Annotated in this window: 20 protein-coding genes and 1 pseudogene; 11 read left to right on the top strand and 10 right to left on the bottom strand. The window is 58.3% G+C overall.

What is annotated here, in order from left to right:
* A partial coding sequence (locus FHS21_RS09100; RefSeq protein ID WP_512699165.1) for a calcium-binding protein occupies positions 1 to 536 on the top strand: 536 nt, incomplete at its 5' end.
* Between the two features lie 76 nt (positions 537 to 612).
* On the top strand, positions 613 to 1,590 hold the full coding sequence (locus FHS21_RS09095) for a DUF2971 domain-containing protein (RefSeq protein WP_158482227.1): 978 nt from the start codon (positions 613 to 615) through the stop codon (positions 1,588 to 1,590).
* A gap of 270 nt (positions 1,591 to 1,860) precedes the next feature.
* Here the strand turns inward: FHS21_RS09095 and FHS21_RS09090 are convergent, their stop codons facing one another.
* The 4 genes from FHS21_RS09090 to FHS21_RS09075 form a co-directional block, all read right to left on the bottom strand.
* On the bottom strand, positions 1,861 to 2,091 hold the full coding sequence (locus FHS21_RS09090) for an XRE family transcriptional regulator (RefSeq protein ID WP_112524749.1): 231 nt from the start codon (positions 2,089 to 2,091) through the stop codon (positions 1,861 to 1,863).
* Between the two features lie 168 nt (positions 2,092 to 2,259).
* A complete protein-coding gene (locus FHS21_RS09085; protein WP_112524747.1) occupies positions 2,260 to 4,248 on the bottom strand; it encodes a putative bifunctional diguanylate cyclase/phosphodiesterase in 1,989 nt (662 codons plus the stop codon).
* A gap of 107 nt (positions 4,249 to 4,355) precedes the next feature.
* Entirely contained in the window at positions 4,356 to 4,556 is a 201-nt protein-coding gene (locus FHS21_RS09080; RefSeq protein ID WP_112524744.1) for a hypothetical protein, read from the bottom strand.
* A gap of 84 nt (positions 4,557 to 4,640) precedes the next feature.
* Positions 4,641 to 5,282: an HD domain-containing protein gene (locus FHS21_RS09075; protein WP_183661718.1), complete on the bottom strand. Its 642-nt coding sequence runs from the start codon at positions 5,280 to 5,282 to the stop codon at positions 4,641 to 4,643.
* 109 nt (positions 5,283 to 5,391) lie between these two features.
* Between FHS21_RS09075 and FHS21_RS09070 the strand changes: the two genes are divergently transcribed.
* Complete coding sequence (locus FHS21_RS09070; protein WP_183661716.1) at positions 5,392 to 6,384, top strand: GlxA family transcriptional regulator; 993 nt, start codon at positions 5,392 to 5,394, stop codon at positions 6,382 to 6,384.
* A gap of 150 nt (positions 6,385 to 6,534) precedes the next feature.
* The gene (locus FHS21_RS09065) at positions 6,535 to 6,996 is read left to right on the top strand and encodes a DUF4126 family protein (RefSeq protein ID WP_183661871.1); all 462 of its coding nucleotides are present in this window, start codon (positions 6,535 to 6,537) and stop codon (positions 6,994 to 6,996) included.
* A gap of 130 nt (positions 6,997 to 7,126) precedes the next feature.
* Here FHS21_RS09065 and FHS21_RS09060 read toward each other — a convergent pair whose 3' ends face one another.
* Positions 7,127 to 7,522 carry a winged helix-turn-helix transcriptional regulator gene (locus FHS21_RS09060; RefSeq protein ID WP_112525192.1) on the bottom strand — a complete coding sequence of 132 codons (396 nt, stop codon included), beginning with the start codon at positions 7,520 to 7,522 and terminating at the stop codon, positions 7,127 to 7,129.
* Positions 7,523 to 7,567: 45 nt separating this feature from the next.
* Here FHS21_RS09060 and FHS21_RS09055 point away from each other — a divergent pair, with 45 nt between their 5' ends.
* A complete protein-coding gene (locus FHS21_RS09055) occupies positions 7,568 to 8,377 on the top strand; it encodes an SDR family NAD(P)-dependent oxidoreductase (RefSeq protein ID WP_112524735.1) in 810 nt (269 codons plus the stop codon).
* 67 nt (positions 8,378 to 8,444) lie between these two features.
* On the opposite strand, the gene FHS21_RS09050 is transcribed toward FHS21_RS09055, so the two are convergent.
* Positions 8,445 to 9,371 (bottom strand): AraC family transcriptional regulator, encoded by a 927-nt coding sequence (locus tag FHS21_RS09050; RefSeq protein ID WP_112525190.1) that lies wholly within the window; start codon positions 9,369 to 9,371, stop codon positions 8,445 to 8,447.
* A 79-nt stretch (positions 9,372 to 9,450) separates the two neighbouring features.
* Here FHS21_RS09050 and FHS21_RS09045 point away from each other — a divergent pair, with 79 nt between their 5' ends.
* The 4 genes from FHS21_RS09045 (at position 9,451) to FHS21_RS09030 (ending at position 12,326) form a co-directional block, all read left to right on the top strand.
* Positions 9,451 to 10,278 carry an oxidoreductase gene (locus FHS21_RS09045; RefSeq protein ID WP_183661714.1) on the top strand — a complete coding sequence of 276 codons (828 nt, stop codon included), beginning with the start codon at positions 9,451 to 9,453 and terminating at the stop codon, positions 10,276 to 10,278.
* Positions 10,279 to 10,336: 58 nt separating this feature from the next.
* Positions 10,337 to 10,927, top strand: a complete 591-nt coding sequence (locus FHS21_RS09040) for a TetR/AcrR family transcriptional regulator (protein ID WP_112524729.1) — start codon at positions 10,337 to 10,339, stop codon at positions 10,925 to 10,927.
* A gap of 73 nt (positions 10,928 to 11,000) precedes the next feature.
* Positions 11,001 to 11,630, top strand: a complete 630-nt coding sequence (locus tag FHS21_RS09035) for a hypothetical protein (protein WP_183661712.1) — start codon at positions 11,001 to 11,003, stop codon at positions 11,628 to 11,630.
* A 120-nt stretch (positions 11,631 to 11,750) separates the two neighbouring features.
* Positions 11,751 to 12,326: a DUF308 domain-containing protein gene (locus FHS21_RS09030; protein ID WP_112524726.1), complete on the top strand. Its 576-nt coding sequence runs from the start codon at positions 11,751 to 11,753 to the stop codon at positions 12,324 to 12,326.
* Between the two features lie 54 nt (positions 12,327 to 12,380).
* On the opposite strand, the gene FHS21_RS09025 is transcribed toward FHS21_RS09030, so the two are convergent.
* The 3 genes from FHS21_RS09025 to FHS21_RS09015 are packed head-to-tail and all read right to left on the bottom strand — an operon-like array spanning position 12,381 to position 15,180.
* The gene (locus FHS21_RS09025) at positions 12,381 to 13,589 is read right to left on the bottom strand and encodes an MFS transporter (protein ID WP_112524723.1); all 1,209 of its coding nucleotides are present in this window, start codon (positions 13,587 to 13,589) and stop codon (positions 12,381 to 12,383) included.
* A 60-nt stretch (positions 13,590 to 13,649) separates the two neighbouring features.
* The gene (locus FHS21_RS09020) at positions 13,650 to 14,639 is read right to left on the bottom strand and encodes an AraC family transcriptional regulator (protein WP_112524720.1); all 990 of its coding nucleotides are present in this window, start codon (positions 14,637 to 14,639) and stop codon (positions 13,650 to 13,652) included.
* 46 nt (positions 14,640 to 14,685) lie between these two features.
* Positions 14,686 to 15,180, bottom strand: coding sequence for an acyl-CoA thioesterase (locus FHS21_RS09015; protein ID WP_112524717.1), 495 nt, complete (start codon positions 15,178 to 15,180; stop codon positions 14,686 to 14,688).
* A 56-nt stretch (positions 15,181 to 15,236) separates the two neighbouring features.
* Between FHS21_RS09015 and FHS21_RS30630 the strand changes: the two are divergent.
* Together FHS21_RS30630 and FHS21_RS30625 are read left to right on the top strand one after the other, a co-directional pair.
* Positions 15,237 to 15,350: pseudogene (locus tag FHS21_RS30630) on the top strand (hypothetical protein); the annotation flags it as partial.
* 264 nt (positions 15,351 to 15,614) lie between these two features.
* The gene (locus FHS21_RS30625) at positions 15,615 to 17,531 is read left to right on the top strand and encodes a calcium-binding protein (RefSeq protein ID WP_183661709.1); all 1,917 of its coding nucleotides are present in this window, start codon (positions 15,615 to 15,617) and stop codon (positions 17,529 to 17,531) included.
* Positions 17,532 to 17,627: 96 nt separating this feature from the next.
* Here the strand turns inward: FHS21_RS30625 and arsK are convergent, their stop codons facing one another.
* Positions 17,628 to 18,842, bottom strand: a complete 1,215-nt coding sequence (gene arsK / locus FHS21_RS09000; RefSeq protein WP_112524707.1) for an arsenite efflux MFS transporter ArsK — start codon at positions 18,840 to 18,842, stop codon at positions 17,628 to 17,630.
* Positions 18,843 to 18,846: the final 4 nt, after the last annotated feature.

Genomic DNA, 18,846 nt, shown 5'->3' with positions numbered 1-18,846 from the left:
CCGTGGACTACACGCTCGGCGATGGCGGGGCATGGGTGAGCCTGATGACGGGCGAGATGTCTGGAGACGTCCTGTTGAATGTCGAGAATCTGACCGGCAGCCAATACGCCGACTCTCTTGAGGGAGATGACAATGACAATATCCTGACCGGCGGAGCTGGGTTCGACATTCTCATTGGCAACGGCGGAACCGATATTTTCCGATTTCTTTATGCCGAGCATGGCAATCAGGATCACGAAGGACAGGCTTACGGCGATACGATAGGCGTTTTCAGCTCGGCGGAGGGCGACAGGATCGACGTTTCACCGATAGATGCGGATACGACCATCGACGGCAAGCAGGATTTCCATTTCATCCGCAACGGTGACTTTACCGGCAGTGCAGGTGAATTGCGGATGGTGGTGCCGGACAATGTGTACCCCAAGGATTATCTCCACCTAGAAGGAGATACCGACGGCGATGGCGATGCGGATCTGGTTGTCGCAGTCGTTGGCGATTTTGACCATGACTGGACCGTGAATGATTTCATCATGTGAGGCGGAACGAATCTTGAGTTTCATTACCAACAGTGCGCATTTGAACATCTTGTGATTTTGAGTCGAGGACGAATTTTTGGAAGACTGGGACCCTAACGTAGTCAAGATGCTCAGCATCTTCATGCCGACCACTTTTGACAGGCGCCTGGCCATCAAGGGGCATTCCCGCTTCGTCCATTACACCACCGCCGAGAACCTGTTTCGCATTCTCGATCAAGAGGAAATACGGTTTCGAAACACGCGATGCATGAACGATTATCGCGACGTCGAACAGGGGGTCATGCAGCTGCACCAGTGGAACAATGATGGGGAAAGCAGCGAGCCCCTGGCGAAGGCGCTTGAAGCCAGCAGTCCGGGGGTTTGGGGTGAGGCAATCAAGAAATACTACCAAGCATTGCCGAGCTTGCGGACCCAATCCTATGTCCTGTCGGTCGCCGAACATGATCCTGCTGAAAATGACACGGGCCGGCTGTCGTTGTGGCGGGCCTACGAAAAAGGCGAAACCGGGATCGCCGTTGTCGTCAAGGTCGCGCCTTTCATGCAGGTGACGGAGGCCCTGAAAGCCTATTCGAGCCCGGTGGCATACTGGACGCGGCACCAGCTTGACGATGAGTTCAAGGTCGTTACCCAGCGCGTGTCTGCCAACAAGGATTTCCTGTCGAAACTACCGAAACCCGCACTGATCGAAATGCTGTTCCTGATGCTGGTCTTCGCGGCGACATGCTCCAAACATCCGGGACTGAGCGACGAGCGCGAATGGCGTGTTTTGACCAATCCGCAGCTCTGGCCATCGCCGCAATTGGTCGAACACCATGACGTCATCGGTGGAATTCCGCAGACGGTCTACCGGATGCCGCTGAAAAACAGCCCCGCCGACAATGTGATGGGTATAGAACTGCCCGAACTCATCGACCGCGTCATCATTGGCCCGACAGCCTATGCCGGACCGATCCGCGATGCGATCATTGCGAAATTGGTAGAGAGAAAGATCGACGATCCCGCATCGAAGGTTGTCATATCGGGGATGCCAGTTCGAGCGAAGGCAATGGGGTAGTAGAGGCTGGTAAATGCAGCGTGATCGAAGCTCCCGAAATCGTCGCCGTCGAGCCTCCTTTTGACCAAGAACAGACCTAGACTGAACGCAACCTCGGGACGCTTTTGACGTTCGAACCGAGGGTGCTATTTTCGCGCAAGGAGGATAGTCAGATGCACGACCTAACCATAGTTCTGGCAATCTTCGCTATTGTTGTTCTCGCTTATCAGTCCGAGATCGATGACCATCCCCCCGTTCAGGACGAAGACCAGGCGGACTACGGTGACTGACCTAATGGGCAGCACCGGCAATAGCGTCCGGAAGGCCAACGGAATGGGCAATGCGATGCAACTTCCCTGGGGCGGTTTCCTCGCCCATCTCGATGCCGTTGAGTTCATCGACGGTCAGGCCGCAGGCGACGGCGAGATCCTCGACAGTGTAGTTGAATTTTTGCTTGATCATTTTCACCAGATTTGCGCTGGCGGCGATGGCGGAAGCCGTCGTTTCAATCGTGTCGACCATGGCGGATCTCCGGATCTGGCAAGTTTCGGTCTCCCGAAATGCACTGGTTCATATTTGGTTCCAAGCTGACGCAGCAGACTCTAAAATCAGAATGGTCTTGACAGTGAATACGCATATCCAGCCGGGCCGATCTCGATCCCCGCTATTCGATAGTTTCTGCCGGCGATCTTACTGCACGAGCGATCTGGACTGGTTGATCCAGTCGATCGCTTCGTGATGCGGCATAGGCTTTGCAAAATAGTGACCCTGCATGGTCACGCATCCGAGTTGCCGCAGAATGCGCAGGTCGGCTTCAGTCTCGACGCCTTCGGCGACGACCTCGATTCCGAGTGACTTGCCAAGGCCGAGAATGGACTGCACGACTTTGCGATCATCCACCGACTCCGCGATGCCGTAGATGAACGAACGGTCGATCTTGATCCGGTCGACATGCAATAGCCGAAGCGATGACATTGACGAATAGCCGACACCAAAATCGTCGATGGCAATGCGCACGCCTTCTTTGGCCAAGGCAGCCAGTTTGCCTTGCACCGAGCTGATATCCTTTGCCGTGTCCTCGGTGATCTCGATCTCCAGCATGGAAGCCGGCAGATCGAGTTTGCGCAGTTTTGCGATTATCAGGTCGTCCACAGCGAGTTGAGACATTTCTCGCGGAGACATGTTCATCGCCACCCGCAAGTGTCCGAGGTTCATTGCGCGCAATGTCTGCATCATGGTGCAGACGTCCTTCAATATGTATCGGAACAGCGGTTCCGCAAGTCCGGAGAACGATGCGACTGCTACCAGATCTGTTGGGGGAATCCAGCCGTGCCGCGGGTGTTTCCAGCGTACCAACGCTTCCAGATCGGTAATCTTGCGCCCGCCATTTCCAAAAATTGGCTGGAACCAGACCTCCAATGCGTCATTGCTCAATGCCTTGGCGACGTCGCGCTCTATATCGCGCCGCATCGCGAGGTGATCGCGCAAGTCGTCGTCGAATACATAATGCCGATTACGACCCTGTGACTTCGCCCTGTAAAGCGCTGCATCCGCACGGACCAGCATCTCGTCGACATCCCGTTCGCTGGATACACAAACGCCAATGCTGACGCCGATACGGCCGGCATCGAAGGTGGCGAACGGAATGGATATTGCAGCGATCAATTTGGTGGCGAGTATCGGCGGCGTCTCGTCATAACTGGCGGTGTCCAGCAGAACAGCAAATTCGTCGCCGCCCAGACGTGCCACAAGCACGTCGTTACTCAGACTCTGACGAAGCCTCCTGCCGACTTCCACAAGCACCCTGTCGCCCGCCTTATGACCGAAGGCGTCATTGATCGATTTGAAGCCATCGAGATCGAGAAGCATGAGCGCGAATCCGGTCATGCTGGAGGACGGTAAGGTTGCAACCTCCTGCATGAACCCGCTGCGGTTGAGAAGCCCGGTCAGTTCATCGTGGGCGGCGCGATGTCCCATTTCGGCGGCGGCTTGCGTCGCCTGATCCCTGGCCGCTTCCAGAGAGATCGCCATGGCGGTGGCCTCGTTCTTCAGCCTGCTCGACTGCCGGAACAGTCCTTCGCTTTCCCGTGCGCCGCGTATGAGCGCTGCGAGGTAAATTATCGTCGTTGCTGCCAGACAATACCGGTCAAAACCCCCGGCATAGACGAGGCAACCGGCAACCGACAGTAGAACCGGGACAATGTAACAGATCGGCATCAGCGCATAGGCAAAACCGGCGGTTACAGCGCCCGCAGTAATTCCGCACAGGACGACCAGGTAAAATACCGATTGCGGGGCGGTATAACCGTCGCACAGAACTGCGATGAAAGCCCATACGACACCTGAGGTCGCCGCCATGACCGACTGCAAGTAGAGATGTTGTTTTACCGATGCCGGGTCCAGGTTCCTCGCCTCAACCGGACCGGCGGGATCAAGCAGCCGTACTGGGAAACGGCACAGAAGCATCCGGGCCGCATTCACGAGGCTTGAGGCGAGAAACCACAACAACCCCGCCAGTCCTTGTCCGTAGTGAAGGGCCACGAGCAGGCTGATCAACCCCAGGATAATACTGACGGGAACGGAAATGAGCATGCTGCGGCGCACGGCCAGGAGCTGGTCGGCGGCGATCAGGTGCTGCAAGGGCAGCGCAAGCGCTTCTGCAGGTTGGTTGGGACTCATCGCGTCTCTGCCAGATATGCATCGTTATTGTTGCCTGAGGACAACTTAACCGCCTTCTGCATAATTATTGGTAACTTTTGCGAGCGGGCAGGCTCACCCAACCATTGTTAATTTTTCAGGCCGCGATCAGCGCAATAGGTCATGAACTCGTCCGGCAACATGATATCTTCACCCTCAACCTCCACCTGCAGGACCGGATGTTTGTGTACCGCGTGCAAGGCGTCCTTGGCGCATGGATATTTGATTGCCGTTATCGTCAACCGTCCTTCGACAATGAACACGCGAACGGTCGTGTCTAGCCGGGACATCGCCGTGGCTCCTTTGTATGTGCTTCGATTTGACCCTTAGATAGTCATTGAAGTGCACACAAAAAAGACCCGGGCTTGATTCCGCTACGCTTTCCACGCCGAGCCGCGAATGACGCTGCAGAAGTTGCCCCGGTGGAAATGCGGATCCTTGTCGGCAAGGACATCAGCCTTGACGTTACCGAAGGTGGTGTCGGGCTTGTGCTTGATGCCGTCATAGAAGGCCTGGATGATATCCTCCTTGAAGTGATCGCTGCGGGGATGGGCGTGTGCAACCGTCTCCCGCTCCGTATCGCTGTATTCAGGATAGGTCAGCCCGAGCACGTCCATTTCAACGCCTGCAGTCACCAGCGCGACAACCGGGTGCATGTGCTGTGGTATGCCGGGTGTCGTGTGCAGCGCGATGGCGGTCCAGACGAGATCGATGTCGGTCTGTGCGATGCCATGTCCACGCAGAAAATCGCGGGCGGCGTTGGCACCATCGACCTCGAACCGCTCATGCGCACTGCTGTGCCGATGGGTGAGGCCCATGTCGTGGAACATGGCGCCGGTATAGAGAAGCTCCGGGTCGAACTCGAGACCGCGATGCTTGCCGGCGAGCGCCCCGAAATAATAGACACGGCTCGAATGGTGAAACAACAATGGCGAAGCGGTGTCGCGCACGAGTTCAGTGACCTCGCGTGCGAGCTTGCTGTCGGGGATGCTGACCCCTTCGATTGTCAATGCCATGGGACTTCTCCTTCTTTCTGTTGGCAAAGTGTAAGAGATGCGCTAGTTTGGCCGCAATTGTCGTTGTACGACGAATACAGACATTCTCCGCCGGAAAGGGACATGGACAATGCCGAGAGGGCTGTTGAGGGTTGCGATACTGGCCGTGCCCGGCGTTCAGCTGCTGGATGTGTCAGGGCCGCTCGATGTTTTTGCCGAGGCGAATGTGCAGGCCGGCCGGCCGGTCTATGAGCTCTGCGTCCTTGGCACCCGGCCGGGCGCCATCCGAAGCTCATCGGGCGCGCGGCTGATGCCGGACGAGATCGTCGGGGAAAGCCCGAACTTGAAGATCGATACATTGCTGGTGGCGGGTGCGCCGAACGCGGCGAACGTGCCGGCCGATGGCCAAGTAGTCGATTGGCTGCGATCCGCCACGCCCTCCATGCGCCGCTATGGTTCGGTCTGCAGCGGCGCGTTCTTTCTTGCGCAGGCGGGCCTGCTGGACGGAAAGCGGGCCACGACCCATTGGGCAGTGGCCGAGCGGCTGGCCCGGGAATTTCCAGCGATGAGTGTGGACGCCGACGCACTACACATCCGCGATGGCCGCCTGTGGACGGCCGCGGGCGTCACCGCCGGTCTCGATCTGGCGCTGGCTTTGGTTGAGGAAGATCTCGGCCGCGAGGTGGCGATGAGGGTGGCGGGACAGCTCGTGATGTTCTTCAAGCGGCCGGGCGGGCAGATGCAGTTCAGCCGGAAAGGCGAGGCGGCTCCCGTTGGCCGGTCGGCGCTACAGGAGGTGCAGCGATGGGTCGCCGCGAACCCCGCCGAAGACCATAGTGTCGCAAGCCTTGCGCAGCGAACGGGCCTAAGCTCACGCCATTTCGCCAGGCTCTTCCGCCAGGAGGTCGGCATGACGCCGGGGGACTGGGTGGAGGAAGCGCGCGTCACCGCCGCAAGGGAAATGCTCGAGAGCGGAGATGCTGCTCCGAAGCAGGTGGCCGGACGATGCGGGTTCGCCGATGTCGACACGCTGCGGCGCGCCTTTGTCCGGCGCGTCGGTGTGACACCGGCGGAATACCGGAAGAGATATGCTCGGGAGGACATGAAAGTCGCCATTCCGTGAACGGAAAAGGGGGCTGCGCCAATACGAGCGCAAGCCACTCAAGCGCGGTTGCCCGCGGAACGCTGTGGCGCGTTGGAGTTGCACCAAACTTTGTTCGTGTCATATTCACATCGAAATAGACCTGCCAGCCGGATTGGACAAATGAACATGATGATCTTGCTCTTGGCACTTCTGATCGGGATTGTAGCTGGTTTGCGCGCAATGACGGCTCCGGCAGCTATCAGCTGGGCTGCTCACCTCGGTTGGCTGCATCTCGGCGACAGTTGGCTCGCATTCCTCGGTTATGCATTCACACCCTGGATATTTACCGCCCTGGCAATCGTCGAGTTGGTCACCGACCAACTGCCGTCCACGCCAAGCCGAAAGGTGCCGGTGCAATTTGGTACACGTATTGTCATGGGAGCCTTGTGTGGCGCGGCGGTTGGAATCAGTGGCGGTTGGGCTTTAGGCGGTGCTGTCGCGGGGGTGATCGGCGCAGGAATTGGCACTCTGGCGGGCGCCAACATCCGAGGACGTCTGGCCAGGAGCTTTGGCCAGGATCGGCCGGCCGCGATCATCGAGGACGTTGTGGCAATAGTTGCTGCCTTCCTGATCGTCGCTGCTTTACCCTGACGCCAATGGCTTCACTCGGGCACGGTCACAAGGACACTTCTGCGAGCGACGTCGGAATTACAAATGAGCCGGGCATCTGAACGACCAAGGAAGCCCACCGCGCATCGGTGCCGGCGCGGCCGGCACGCGGTCATCCACTCAGCCTGGTATTTCGTTCAGGATGAAGGCGGGAGAACTCCCTTGCCGACATCAGGACGGGCATAAGGCTGCGACCAGAATCGTTAAGACCATACTCGACACGTGGCGGCTGCTCACCAAAGTCTCGCCTGACCACAAGTCCGTCGTTCTCAAGCTCTCTGAGATGCTGCGTAAGCATTTTCTGCGAGATGTTTGGAATGTCTCGCAACAACTGCGAACTCCGCATCGACGGTTCTGCGAACAGGCGGAACAAGATCGGCAGCTTCCATCGTCCGCTGATCATGCGCAGCACTCTGGCCACATGCGCAACCGATCCATCCGGGCCAAGACAGACGTCTTTTTCCTCGCGTTCCATAGGCACTTTTAAGTGCGTAATTGCTTCACTCATCATCCTGTCCTCATAACATCCTGACACTAACATGGGAGTGACGTAATGGATTTGAAACTTGATGGAAGGGTTGCGCTGGTCACAGGCAGCAGCAAAGGCATCGGGGAAGGGGTGGCTCGAGGGCTCGCGCGCGAGGGTGCCATCGTCATTGTTCACGGCCGCAACAAGACCAAGACCGAGGAAGTCGCTCACAATATCATCGCCCAAGGCGGACGCGCCCATGTCGTCATCGGCGACCTGACGAATGACGCCGAGGTGCAACGCCTTGTCGATGAGGCGCAGGCTTTCATCAAGCCCGTCGAGATCGTAGTCAACAATGCGGGTGGCTCCGGCGAAACGGAAGACTGGGCAACGACGCGCGCCGAGACGTGGGCGGCGGGATATGATCGCAACGTCCTTGCGGCCGTTCGGGTCACTTCGCGTCTGTTGCCAAGCATGCGGGAGGCGAAATGGGGAAGGATCGTCAACATTTCTAGCCTCGCGGCATTGATGCCTCCTTTCAAAAGACCTGACTATGCCGCAGCAAAGGCAGCCATGATCGCAATGACCGCATCCCTGGCAAAGGCTGTTGCCATGGATGGTATTACGGTCAATACCGTTTCGCCGGGAACGATCCATAGCGTCAGCCTCGATGAGGCTTTCCGGAATGTGGCAGTCAACCATGGGCTTGCGGCGAATGCGCCATGGACGGAAATCGAACAAACGGTGCTACCCCTGTTCGCTGAAGTTCCTATGGGACGGGTTGGAACGCTGGAAGAGATTGCCGATGCCATCTCTTTCCTCGTCAGCCCTCGAGCCAGCTACATCACCGGTGCAAATCTACGGCTTGACGGAGGAATGTGGCCTGGACTTTAGATACTCGCTTTGGCCAATAGCGGGCGAGCCGTCATGGCCGCACGCCAAAAACCGACGGTCCTGATGTTCAGGCAATTTCGCCAAGGTGACGTCGAACCCATTTCGTTTCTTCCGAGGCCGTGCGTCCGAAATGCCGTTTGAAATCGCGGCTGAATTGAGCCGGGCTGGCGTAGCCGACTGAACCCGCGACCTCTGCGATCGTCCTGCTCTGGCGAGCGATCATCAATCTTGCTTCGTGGAGCCGCATCGCTTTCACGTACTGCATTGGACTGCTGCCTGTGAAGCCCTTGAAATGGACGTGGTAGGAAGGAGCGCTCATGCCCGCTTCTCTTGCCAGATCGGCGATCGAAATTTCGGAGCTATAGTTTTCCCGCAACCAGATGAGGCTTTGGACGACCTTTCCAGATGTGCCTTTCTGCTGGAGAGCGGCGATCATCGCGCGGCCTTGCGGGCCAACCAGCACCCGGTAATGCAGTTCGCGCAAAATGCCGGAACCAAGGACAGCGACTTCAACGGGGCTGCGAAGTGCCATCAGAAGGCGCATGAGGACATCCTCGATATCGGCATCCATCCTGCTCGACACGAGACATCGTGGCTTGTCGTTCGCCAATTCTATGTGATTAGCCACTTGCATGGCGATCCAGGCGGCCATCTGCATGTCGAACTCGACATAGACCGCAAGCAGTGGCCGCTCCGGACTGGCCGTTGACTCCATCCGGAATGGAACGGGTACTGAAACGGCCAGATAGTGTTCCTCATCATAGAGGTAGGTTTCCCCTTCGAGAATGCCCTGCTTGCTTCCCTGCAATACGAACACCGCCCCTGGCTTGTAGAGGACCGGAATGTCATGGAGCACAGCCTCCGTGCGGAGTATCCGGACGCAATTGAGCGCGGTTGGATTGTATCCGCGACGAGAGGCGAGGATACCGGCGAGCCCGACCAATTCACGTCGCCGTGATCGCCGGGGTTCCGTATTGATAGGATTTGGCAACAAATTCATAGAATCCGCAGTCGATTCACCCACCTTCTCATATTATCTGTCAATCCTGTCGTTATCAAGGAGTTTGCAGATCATGTCACAAAAGACCTTCTTCATCACCGGAGCGAATTCTGGCTTCGGCTTCGCCATTGCGTCCGCCGCCGTCCAAATGGGCCACAAAGTGATTGGCACTGTCCGTTCAGAGACGTCACGCACATCGCTCACCGAAGCGCTTCCTGCGGTCAAGGCAGTCCTCTGCGACGTGACAGAGTTCGACCGCATACCGGATGTCGTCAGACAGGCGGAAGACGAGCACGGACCTGTTGATGTGTTGATCAACAATGCCGGTTACGGCCACGAGGGGGTACTTGAGGAGTCGCCAATAGAAGCGATGCGCCGGCAGTTCGACGTGAACGTCGTCGGCGCGGTTGCGGTTGCCAAGGCATTTCTTCCGAGGTTTCGTGTGCGACGCAGTGGTTTCATCGTCAACGTCACCTCGATGGGCGGCATGATCACCATGCCCGGCATCGCATATTATTGCGGTAGCAAGTTCGCGCTTCAGGGCATATCGGAAGTGATGCGCTCGGAAATGGCCCCGTTCGGCGTCCGCGTGACTGCCCTCTGCCCCGGTTCCTTCCGGACGGACTGGGCCGGACGATCGATGGTCCGCACGGAGAGATCAATCGCCGACTACGATGCCCTTTTTGATCCGGTACGCGAGGCGCGGCAGGCGAAAAGCGGCAGGCAGCTCGGGGACCCAGACAAACTGGCGGCCGCCGTTTTAAGCCTGGTCGAGTCCGATAATCCTCCACCGCAGCTTTTGCTTGGCAGCGATGCCCTCAAGCATGTGTCGGATAGAATTGAGCGCCTCCAGCAGGAGATCGAGGCGTGGAAGTCTGTCACAGTCTCGACCGATGGGTAACGGAGCCGAAGTTCCGCCTTCCTCTTGACAGCCTCCCTACCAGAAGGTAGACAGGGCCATGAGCAACCTTTTGACAACATCCGACGAAATCCTGGCTTCCGCACTAACACTGATCATGAGCGGAGGATATAACGGCTTCAGCTATGCTGACATTGCGGGGGTCGTCGGCATTCGCAAGGCCAGCATCCATCACCATTTCCCAAGCAAGGTCGATTTGGTCCGCACGCTTGTGAAGCAATATCGTAAAGACGCCGAAGTGGGTGTGGCGGCTCTGGAGCAAGGCGTGCAGGACCCGCTCGAGCTCCTCAAAGCCTATGCGGGCCACTGGGCCAGGTGCATCGAGGACTCAAGCAGGCCCTTTTGTGTGTGCGCTCTGCTGGCAAGTGAACTGCCAGCGTTGCCGCCGGAAATCGCGGAGGAGGTGAAGGCTTTTTTCCGCTTTCTCTCGACATGGCTGACTTCAGTCATGGACCGAGGCTCCAGGGAGGGAGCTTTGAATCTGTCAAGCCAACCTCGCGTCGAGGCTGAGGCGTTCATGGCGTCTGTCCACGGAGCCATGCTTTCAGCGCGGGCCTACGGAACACCGGAAGTGTTCCCCGCCATTCTGGCGCCCACCTTGCAGCGACTGTCTCCGACGGTCGCTCAATAAAACTTCGGGCGGATGCAACCCCCCGGAGTGACAAGTTTAACTAGTGAAACTACCAACCAGTAGGAAGGTCAAAATGATGAAAAATATTCTCCCCGCTCTCGTGCTAGGACTATCCGGTATCGCGGCGATGGTTATTCCAGCGTCGCCTGTACATGCCGAAGATAAAAAGGCCGAGCAAATCCATGTCAGGGGCAGCATCGTCAGCTACAGCGCATCCACCCTGAAGGTGAAGACGCGCGAAGGAGACACCGTCGATGTCGCCCTCGCCGACGACTGGAAAGTTTCCAGCGTGGCAAACGCAAAGGTCACTGACATCAAGCCCGGCGACTTTGTCGGGATCGCATCTCTGCCGAAACAAGGCGGTGGTGACGGCGCCCTTGAAGTGCTCATCTTCCCGCCGGCACTGAAAGGTGCAGGTGAGGGCAGCTATGGTTGGGACCTTAAACCTAACAGCAGCATGACCAATGCTACCGTGGCAAATGCAGTCAAGGACGTCGACGGCCGGACGGTCACCGTTTCCTATCATGGCAAGGAAAAGAAGATCTCCATACCGGATGGCACGCCTGTCGTGACCTTTGCTCCGGCGACCAAGGATGATCTCGTTCCCGGTGCCATCGTCTTCGTACCGGCCGAGAAAGCTGCAACCGGCACCATCGCCCATCAGGTCCTTGTCGGAAAGAACGGCGTGGTTCCACCCATGTAAGCCACGCCGTCGCTGGTCGCTCCGGCGCCCCACCGGTTCGACCGGCGATTACGACGGCCCATACTAGCGTGCTGAGCGGCCGTTTTCATGCCCCCACTCAACAACTGGAAAGATATCTCTATGACACACTACCAAACGACCGTCGCTTCTCGCGAGAAGGAGCAGTGGCTGACGCGATACTATTTCACGCGAGCAGGGTTTTCTGCCGTCTGGGTCGCAGCTGCTTTGACTGTCGGCCAGCAATCGGCTTCCATCGCCGCCGCCTTGCTAATCATCTACCCTGCCTGGGATGCAGCCGCCAATTTCGTAGATGCATCGCGCAATGGCGGGCTGGGCAACAATCGAACACAGGCGATCAATGTCGCCGTCAGTTCCGTCATGACGGTCGCCGTTGTTGTCGTGCTCACAATGAGCATGAATTGGGTTCTGAGTGCTTTTGGCCTCTGGGCCATCTTCTCGGGTGTCTTGCAGCTTGGCACGGCCGTTCGCCGCTGGAGGACAAGTGGCGGCCAGTGGGCGATGGTCCTCAGCGGCGGCCAATCTGCCGTGGCCGGCGTATTCTTTATTGCTCAGGCGCGGATGCCCGAACCGCCTTCCATTGCCAATATTGCGGGGTATGCCGGCCTCGGCGCCTTCTATTTCCTCGTATCGGCAGTATGGCGAAGCGTCAGCCACATGCGGCGGAAGACCGCCTGATTTGGCGGGGGAGAGAGCGTTCTCCAGCTTGCTCGCTCTCTCCGGTGCTCAAGATCAGCTGCGGGGCTGTAGCAGCGCCAGCACGACTGTCGATGCAGCAAGGATGGCGGTAAGGGTCAAGGGTCCCGTGGCGCCATAGGTGTCCACGACATAGCCGCCGACAACCGCGCCGATAGTGATGGCGACCTGGAACGAGGCGACCATCAAGCTGCCTGCTGCCTCAAGCGCGTCAGGCGCCGCACGGGACAGATTGGTCGGCAGCACCACCGGCGCCATGCCGAAGGCGAAGCCCCAAAGCGTAGCGAAGCCGAAGGCAACGCCGATGTGTGCGCCCCAAAGCACCAAAGCGAGCGCAGCAACCGCCATTAGCGCGGCGGTAACCGCGAGGGCAACGCGGATATTGGCGTCGGCCATGCGGCCGCCGGCAATATTACCGACTACAGCGGCGATGCCAAACCCGAGCAGCGCCAGGGCAATCGGCCCGGTTGCAAGGAGCGTAACGTGCTCGAGGAAGGGGCGCACATAGACTGAGCCAGCAAAATGCCCCGTCATCAGCAAAAAGATGGCAAGCATGCCGAGCTGGATACCACGCCGCCGTGTCAGGCGAAGGACATCGGCAAGGCTGTTGCTTGTGGTTGCAGGCAAGGTCGGCAGGCTGAGAAACTGCAGCAGCATGGCAAGCGCGGCCAGTCCGGCTGTCATGGCCATGGCGCTGCGCCAGCCCAGCCAGTCGCTGATCAACGCGCCCATCGACGGTGCCGCAATGGTGGCGAGCGAGACGCCGAGGGTGACGATAGCCATGCCACGGCCTGTCGCATTGGCGCCAACCAGCCGCGCCACGACGGCAACTGAAAGCGCCCAGAAAGCGCTGAGGGCGATTCCCAACCCGGCCCGACCCAGCAACAATAGCCAGAAATCGGTCGCTACCGCCGCAAGAATATTGGAGCCGATCGCCAGGGCACTGAGACCAACCAGCACCGTCTTGCGGTTCAGTCGGCCGATGAGAACATTGCTCAACAAGGCCGTCACGGCGCCGACGGACGCGGTGGCGGTGACGACCTGTCCGGCTGTTCCCTCGCTGATGCCCAGATCGCGCGCCATTGGCGTCAACAGACCTGCCGGAAGAAACTCGGCTGACACCAGCGCAAAGCTGGCGGACGCCATTGAAAGGACCGCGAACCAGGTGGCCGCGCTCCATTCGGTTGGTGCAGCCGTATCGAGCTCTATGACCTCGCCATCAAGTTGTAATGTTGTGTCCGTCATCGAAATATCTCCAAGGGTTTGGAGATATTGATAGACGAGTCTTTCCGGATGATATGTGTCCTAAAATCCGAAATCCATGTCCATTCGTCCGGAAATTGTGCGGCGCACAACGCCAGGCGAGACATTGGTGATGCGTTTGAACGCGCGAGCGAAGGATGCCTCGGATTCATAGCCCAAGCGGGTGGCGACCTCAGCAACCGACATGCCGCTTTGTCCCAGCAAATCGCGGGCAAGCTGCATACGCAGACGGGCGAGATAGCGCGCCGCGCCCTCCCCTAAAACAGCGCTGAAGCGCTCGGCGAAAATCGAGCGCGATTGGCCTGCGAGGCCGGCGAGGCTTTCGAGTGTCCAGTTACGGCCGGGGTCCCGGTGCATTGCTGCGAGGGCGCGGCCGATATGGGGATCGCGGATGGCAGCGAGCCAGCCGGTGGTCGACGCTCCGGTGCAATTAACCCAGCAGCGGATGAGCCGCGCTGTGAGCAGGTCCGCCATACGTGACAAGATGGTGGCGCTGCCCATCTGCGGATGTGTGGCTTCAGCCGTCATCGCAGCAAGCAATGGACTGACGATCGGGTCATTGCTGGCCACGTCGCAGCCCTTGATGACTGGCGGCATTAAACTGATCAAGGGGTTGAGCGCACAGGCGCCCAAGGACATGGAGCCACAGAAGAGGGTGCTGGTCGCGCCCGTTCCTTCCCGGATCACTTCGCAAACGTTGCTCCCCAACTTGGTCACCTGGCAACCCTTGAGCGAATCGCCCACAACATCCGGCGCACTGGCCAGCCGATGGGCGATGCCTTGCGGCAGCAGCACCAGATCGCCATCGTGCAACTCCTGCCAGCCTTGCGCTTCTGTGTGTATCCAGCATGGACCCTGGCTGACAAAGTGAAAACGAAGCAGCGGTTGTTGCGGAAAGGCGATGCTCCATGGATGTCGGAGCTCGCAGCGGCCATAGTTGACGCCACTCAAGCGAAAGTCCTGCAGGACTTCGCTGAGCGCATCCATAGGCATATGTGGCGGCGTAGACGGTCGGGACGAATGGTCAAGCATTTTGTCAATATATATGCCGAACGTCCGACCGGCAATAGCATTCGGCTCAGGCGGCTGTGTCAGAGCCGGCCTCCCTGAAGCGTGTCTCGAATTCCCGTCGCAGGCTTCGCCTTGCTTCTGCGGCTCGCAAGCGTTGCTGCGCGATCTCTGTCGCTGGAGTATACGGTGGCACTGCAGTTGGCTTGCCATCTGCATCCACGGCCACCATTGTGAAATAGCAGGAGTTTGTGTGTCGGCGCGCGCCGGTGCGGATGTCTTCGGCCTCAACCCGAATACCGACTTCCATGGAGGTACGGCCGGCGTAATTGATCGAGGCACGAAAGGTCACCAATTCACCAACCATGATAGGCTGACGGAACACGACCTGATCGACCGACAACGTGACAGCGTATTGCTTCGAGAAGCGCGAGGCACAGGAGAAGGCGACGCGGTCCAGGAGATTGAGCAGGGCGCCGCCATGGACCTTGCCGCTGAAGTTCGCCATATCGGGCGTCATCAGCACGACCATTTCTATTCGACTTGTATCAGTGCCGTCATCCATTGTGCGCCTCCGTTGTGTTAGCAAATCAATTGGTATCAGCATCCGCTCTCGGCGTAGACCTTCTTTACAACAATCCTGGTTATGAAAACGTGCGCGGTGGCCTGTCCACGATTGAAGAGAAAAGTCTCGGCGCCATAGCCAGAGCAGGTTCAACCCCTATCAAGTCGGTACTCCGAGCCCCCTGCCACGCCCGGCCATGGTTGGCGACTACCTGATACCTCCGGCAAATAGTCTTGATTGAAAATCAACAATAATTCAATTTTTAAAGTATATTAACAGAATATCGAAATAAAAAATTCAGTTGGCTCGAAGGCTATTTTGTAGTTCACTGTAATTTCATAAGCAAATGACAGTGCCCAAGCGAACAGCGACTTCGATCACGGCTGGACGACAAATGATTTCACGATGTGATTATCAGAACAAAGGAGGATTCTATGTCAAAGATAGAACTCAACCTGTCGTCAACATCCGATAAGCCGGGGTGGGCGCCCGATGAATATTCAGAACATAATGCCTATTGGAAGGAAGCGGCGACGCGTTACACCTATACGACGGCCATCAATCCGGATCCGGTTCAGACCGCAGGGGGCAGCTTTGATTCCGCATCGGGCGACACCCGGATCAACCTGGTAGAGTTCCCCGACACTCAGGTTGGCAACGATCCCGACACCGGCGCGCCGGCGATCAGCATCGACTGGCAGGATGATGACAGCCTCGATATCGCGTTGAACCGGACCTGGAACACCATCAAGAACATCGAAATTTCCGATTTCACCGGATCGGCGCTGAGGGTTTCGAACTTCGTCGATGCCTGGGTGCATCTCAACGGCGACGCCGACCGTAACATCGCTATCGATGGGGTGAAGCGGGCGGAGGTGGCGACCGACGGCGGCGATGACCATGTCCGGATCGGCATCGACAGCAACACGGCCGACTGGAGCAATGACCTGCGCATCGACACTGGCGCTGGCGACGACGACATTCGTGTCGGGTGGGCCAGCCGGGACTTTACCGGTGACGGCGAGGTCAGGACGGGCTGGACGAACGGTCAGATATTTGCCGGCTCAGGCGACGACGTTGTCGACGTCGGCAACGGCAACTTCACGATCGATGGCGGCGACGGCTCCGACGGAATCTACGGCGGATCGGGCGACGACATCATCATGGGCGGCGACGACACGCTGAACGGCAATGGCGGCGAGCCTTATCACAACTATCTGAGTGGTGGCTCGGGCGACGACACGCTGATCGGTGCCAAATGGGGAACGAACGAGTTCAGATTGAGCGACGTCGGTCCCGGCGACCACGTCATCGGCGGCAATCTGACCGACAGGCTGTACCAAGATTATCAATCCGTAGCTTACGATATCACGGCCGCCGGAAACAACGCGATCGTCAATGGTGCCACCTTGCACGCGGTCGAAAGTATCGGCCTCGACTTCCTGGAGGAGGCCAAAGTGACCATCACCGGCGATTTCTCCTCCGGCGACTTGGACACCATTTCTGTCACCATTGGGTACAGCGGCAACGCACCCCATGAGAGCAGCTTCAATGTCGATGCCCGCGGCTCCAGCGGTGTCGATGTCCACCTCAGGAGTTGGGACGGCCCCGGTACCTTCCTCGGCGGTGGCGGAGACGACCGGATCGACCTGTTCTTGCTCGACAGCCGGGATGTGCTCGACGGTGGCGGCGGTGCGGATGAATTGCGTTTCGAGAGGACGGCCGTCGACGAGGAATCGATCGATGTCAACATCGAGGGGAAGGGCTCCTTCATCGATATCGATGGCGCTAAGGTCAGCGGCATCGAGAGCATCACCATCGGAAGCGGGAGCGGGAGTGACCATATCACCGTCTCCGGCGCGCTAGCCGCGGGCGGCCTTAGCAGCGTGACCTACGCGAGCAGCGCCTACACCGGCGATGAGGGCGACACCTTCGATGCCAGTAACTCGACCGATACTGCCGTCCGTTTCATCCTCACGGGCGGGGCTGGAAACGATACCCTCACCGGGGGCTCCGGCAACGATACGCTGAGCGGATCTTACGGTGCCGACATCCTGACCGGCGGCGCCGGTGACGACACGATCACAGGCAACGGCGTTGATGGCGTCGATGATGGCGCCGATCACTTCGCGTTCGCGCCCGACAGCGGCAATGATGTCGTCCTAGGCTTCCAGGCCGGAAGCGGCGACGTCTTGGACATTGCGGGCTACGGTTTCCTGAGCTTTGAGCAACTCGAAACGGAAGGCAGGATCACGGTCGTAGGTGACCACACCGAGATTGCCTTGAGCGATGATGACTCGATTCAGGTCCATGAGATAGGCCTTGCAGCCACCGACTTCCTGTTCGCCTGAGACGCGAGACAGCAGCGGAACGGCGCCGTTAGTATCAGAACCCTTCATACTAAGGCAGAGGAACGCAGGCAAAAAATTCTCATCCTACGAGATGTACTACGGCGGACTCGCCCGCAGCTGCAATTGGATAAGCGCAAACGACACCGCCGCCATTAATCCGACCACAACACAAATTGCCAATGACGGTCCCATTCCTAGCCAATGCATGATGAAGGCGAATACAAACGGTGCGGCCGACGACGCGACCAGACGCACTGCCGTGGATTTGCCGACCCTCTCGCCGTAACCCATGCTTCCAAACAGCGCTAACGGGAGGGTACCCTGGGCAATGCTTGAAAGGCCGCTTCCAAGGCCAAACACGATAGCGAATGCCAACGCCCCCGTCAGCCAGCTACCGCTCCAGAGCAGGATCGCTATCGCCGATGCCATCAGGCCTGACGATATGATCGCCAGACTCAGCGGCTGTAACTTGTTCCCGCTCATGAGGCTGAACAATCTGCTGGCGACCTGCGCGGGGCCGAAGAGCGTTCCCACCAGAACGCTGACGCTGCCGAGCCCCAAAGCAGTCAGGATCGGCAGCATATGGATCAGAATGGCAGCGTTGATGAATCCCAAAAGTGCGAAACCGGAGACCATAAAGAAGAATCCAGTGTGGAGCCGATCTGCCGGAAGTGTACCCTTTACGATAGGCATCGCAGCCTTAAGTGCAAGCTCATGGTGGTTGCGCGTAAGCCTTGCCAACCAGAAATGGATCGGCATGCAGAGAAGCAAATGCGCAGCGGCGAACACGTAATATACCTCACGCCATGTCAGATGTTCGTGAAGCGTCGTCGTCACTGGCCAGAAAATGGTCGAAGCGAATCCGGCGATCAGAGTTAAATGCGTGATGCTCGTTTTTGCTATGGTGGGCATGATTTGCACCAACAGAGCGAATGCGGCGCTGTAGAGCACCAACGTCGACGCGAGCTCGATGACAACAAGTCCGATGACGAAAGAAATCGCATTTGGTGCGAGGGCACAAGCCAGTAGGGCAACAGCTGCACCTATCGAACCGAACGCCATAACGCGTCCCGCGCCAAACGTGTCAATCCAGCGCCCCACCCAGGGCGACGCCAAGCCGCTTGCAAGCAACGACGCGGAAAACGCTCCAAACACCCAATCAGACGCCCAGCCGAATTCTTGAGCCATTGAAGCCGCCAATGGACTGAAGCTGTAGTAAAGTGTGCCGTAGCCGATGATTTGCGTCACGCCCAACGCAGCCACGATAAGGCGGCTTTCAGTGAAGAGGGGCAGGTTTGGAAATGTCCTCAACTCC

The organism is Phyllobacterium trifolii (assembly GCF_014192095.1).
In the GTDB taxonomy this organism is placed as follows: domain Bacteria; phylum Pseudomonadota; class Alphaproteobacteria; order Rhizobiales; family Rhizobiaceae; genus Phyllobacterium; species Phyllobacterium trifolii.
Note: the sequence above shows the minus strand (reverse complement) of the source record. Positions and strands in the feature narration are given on the sequence as shown.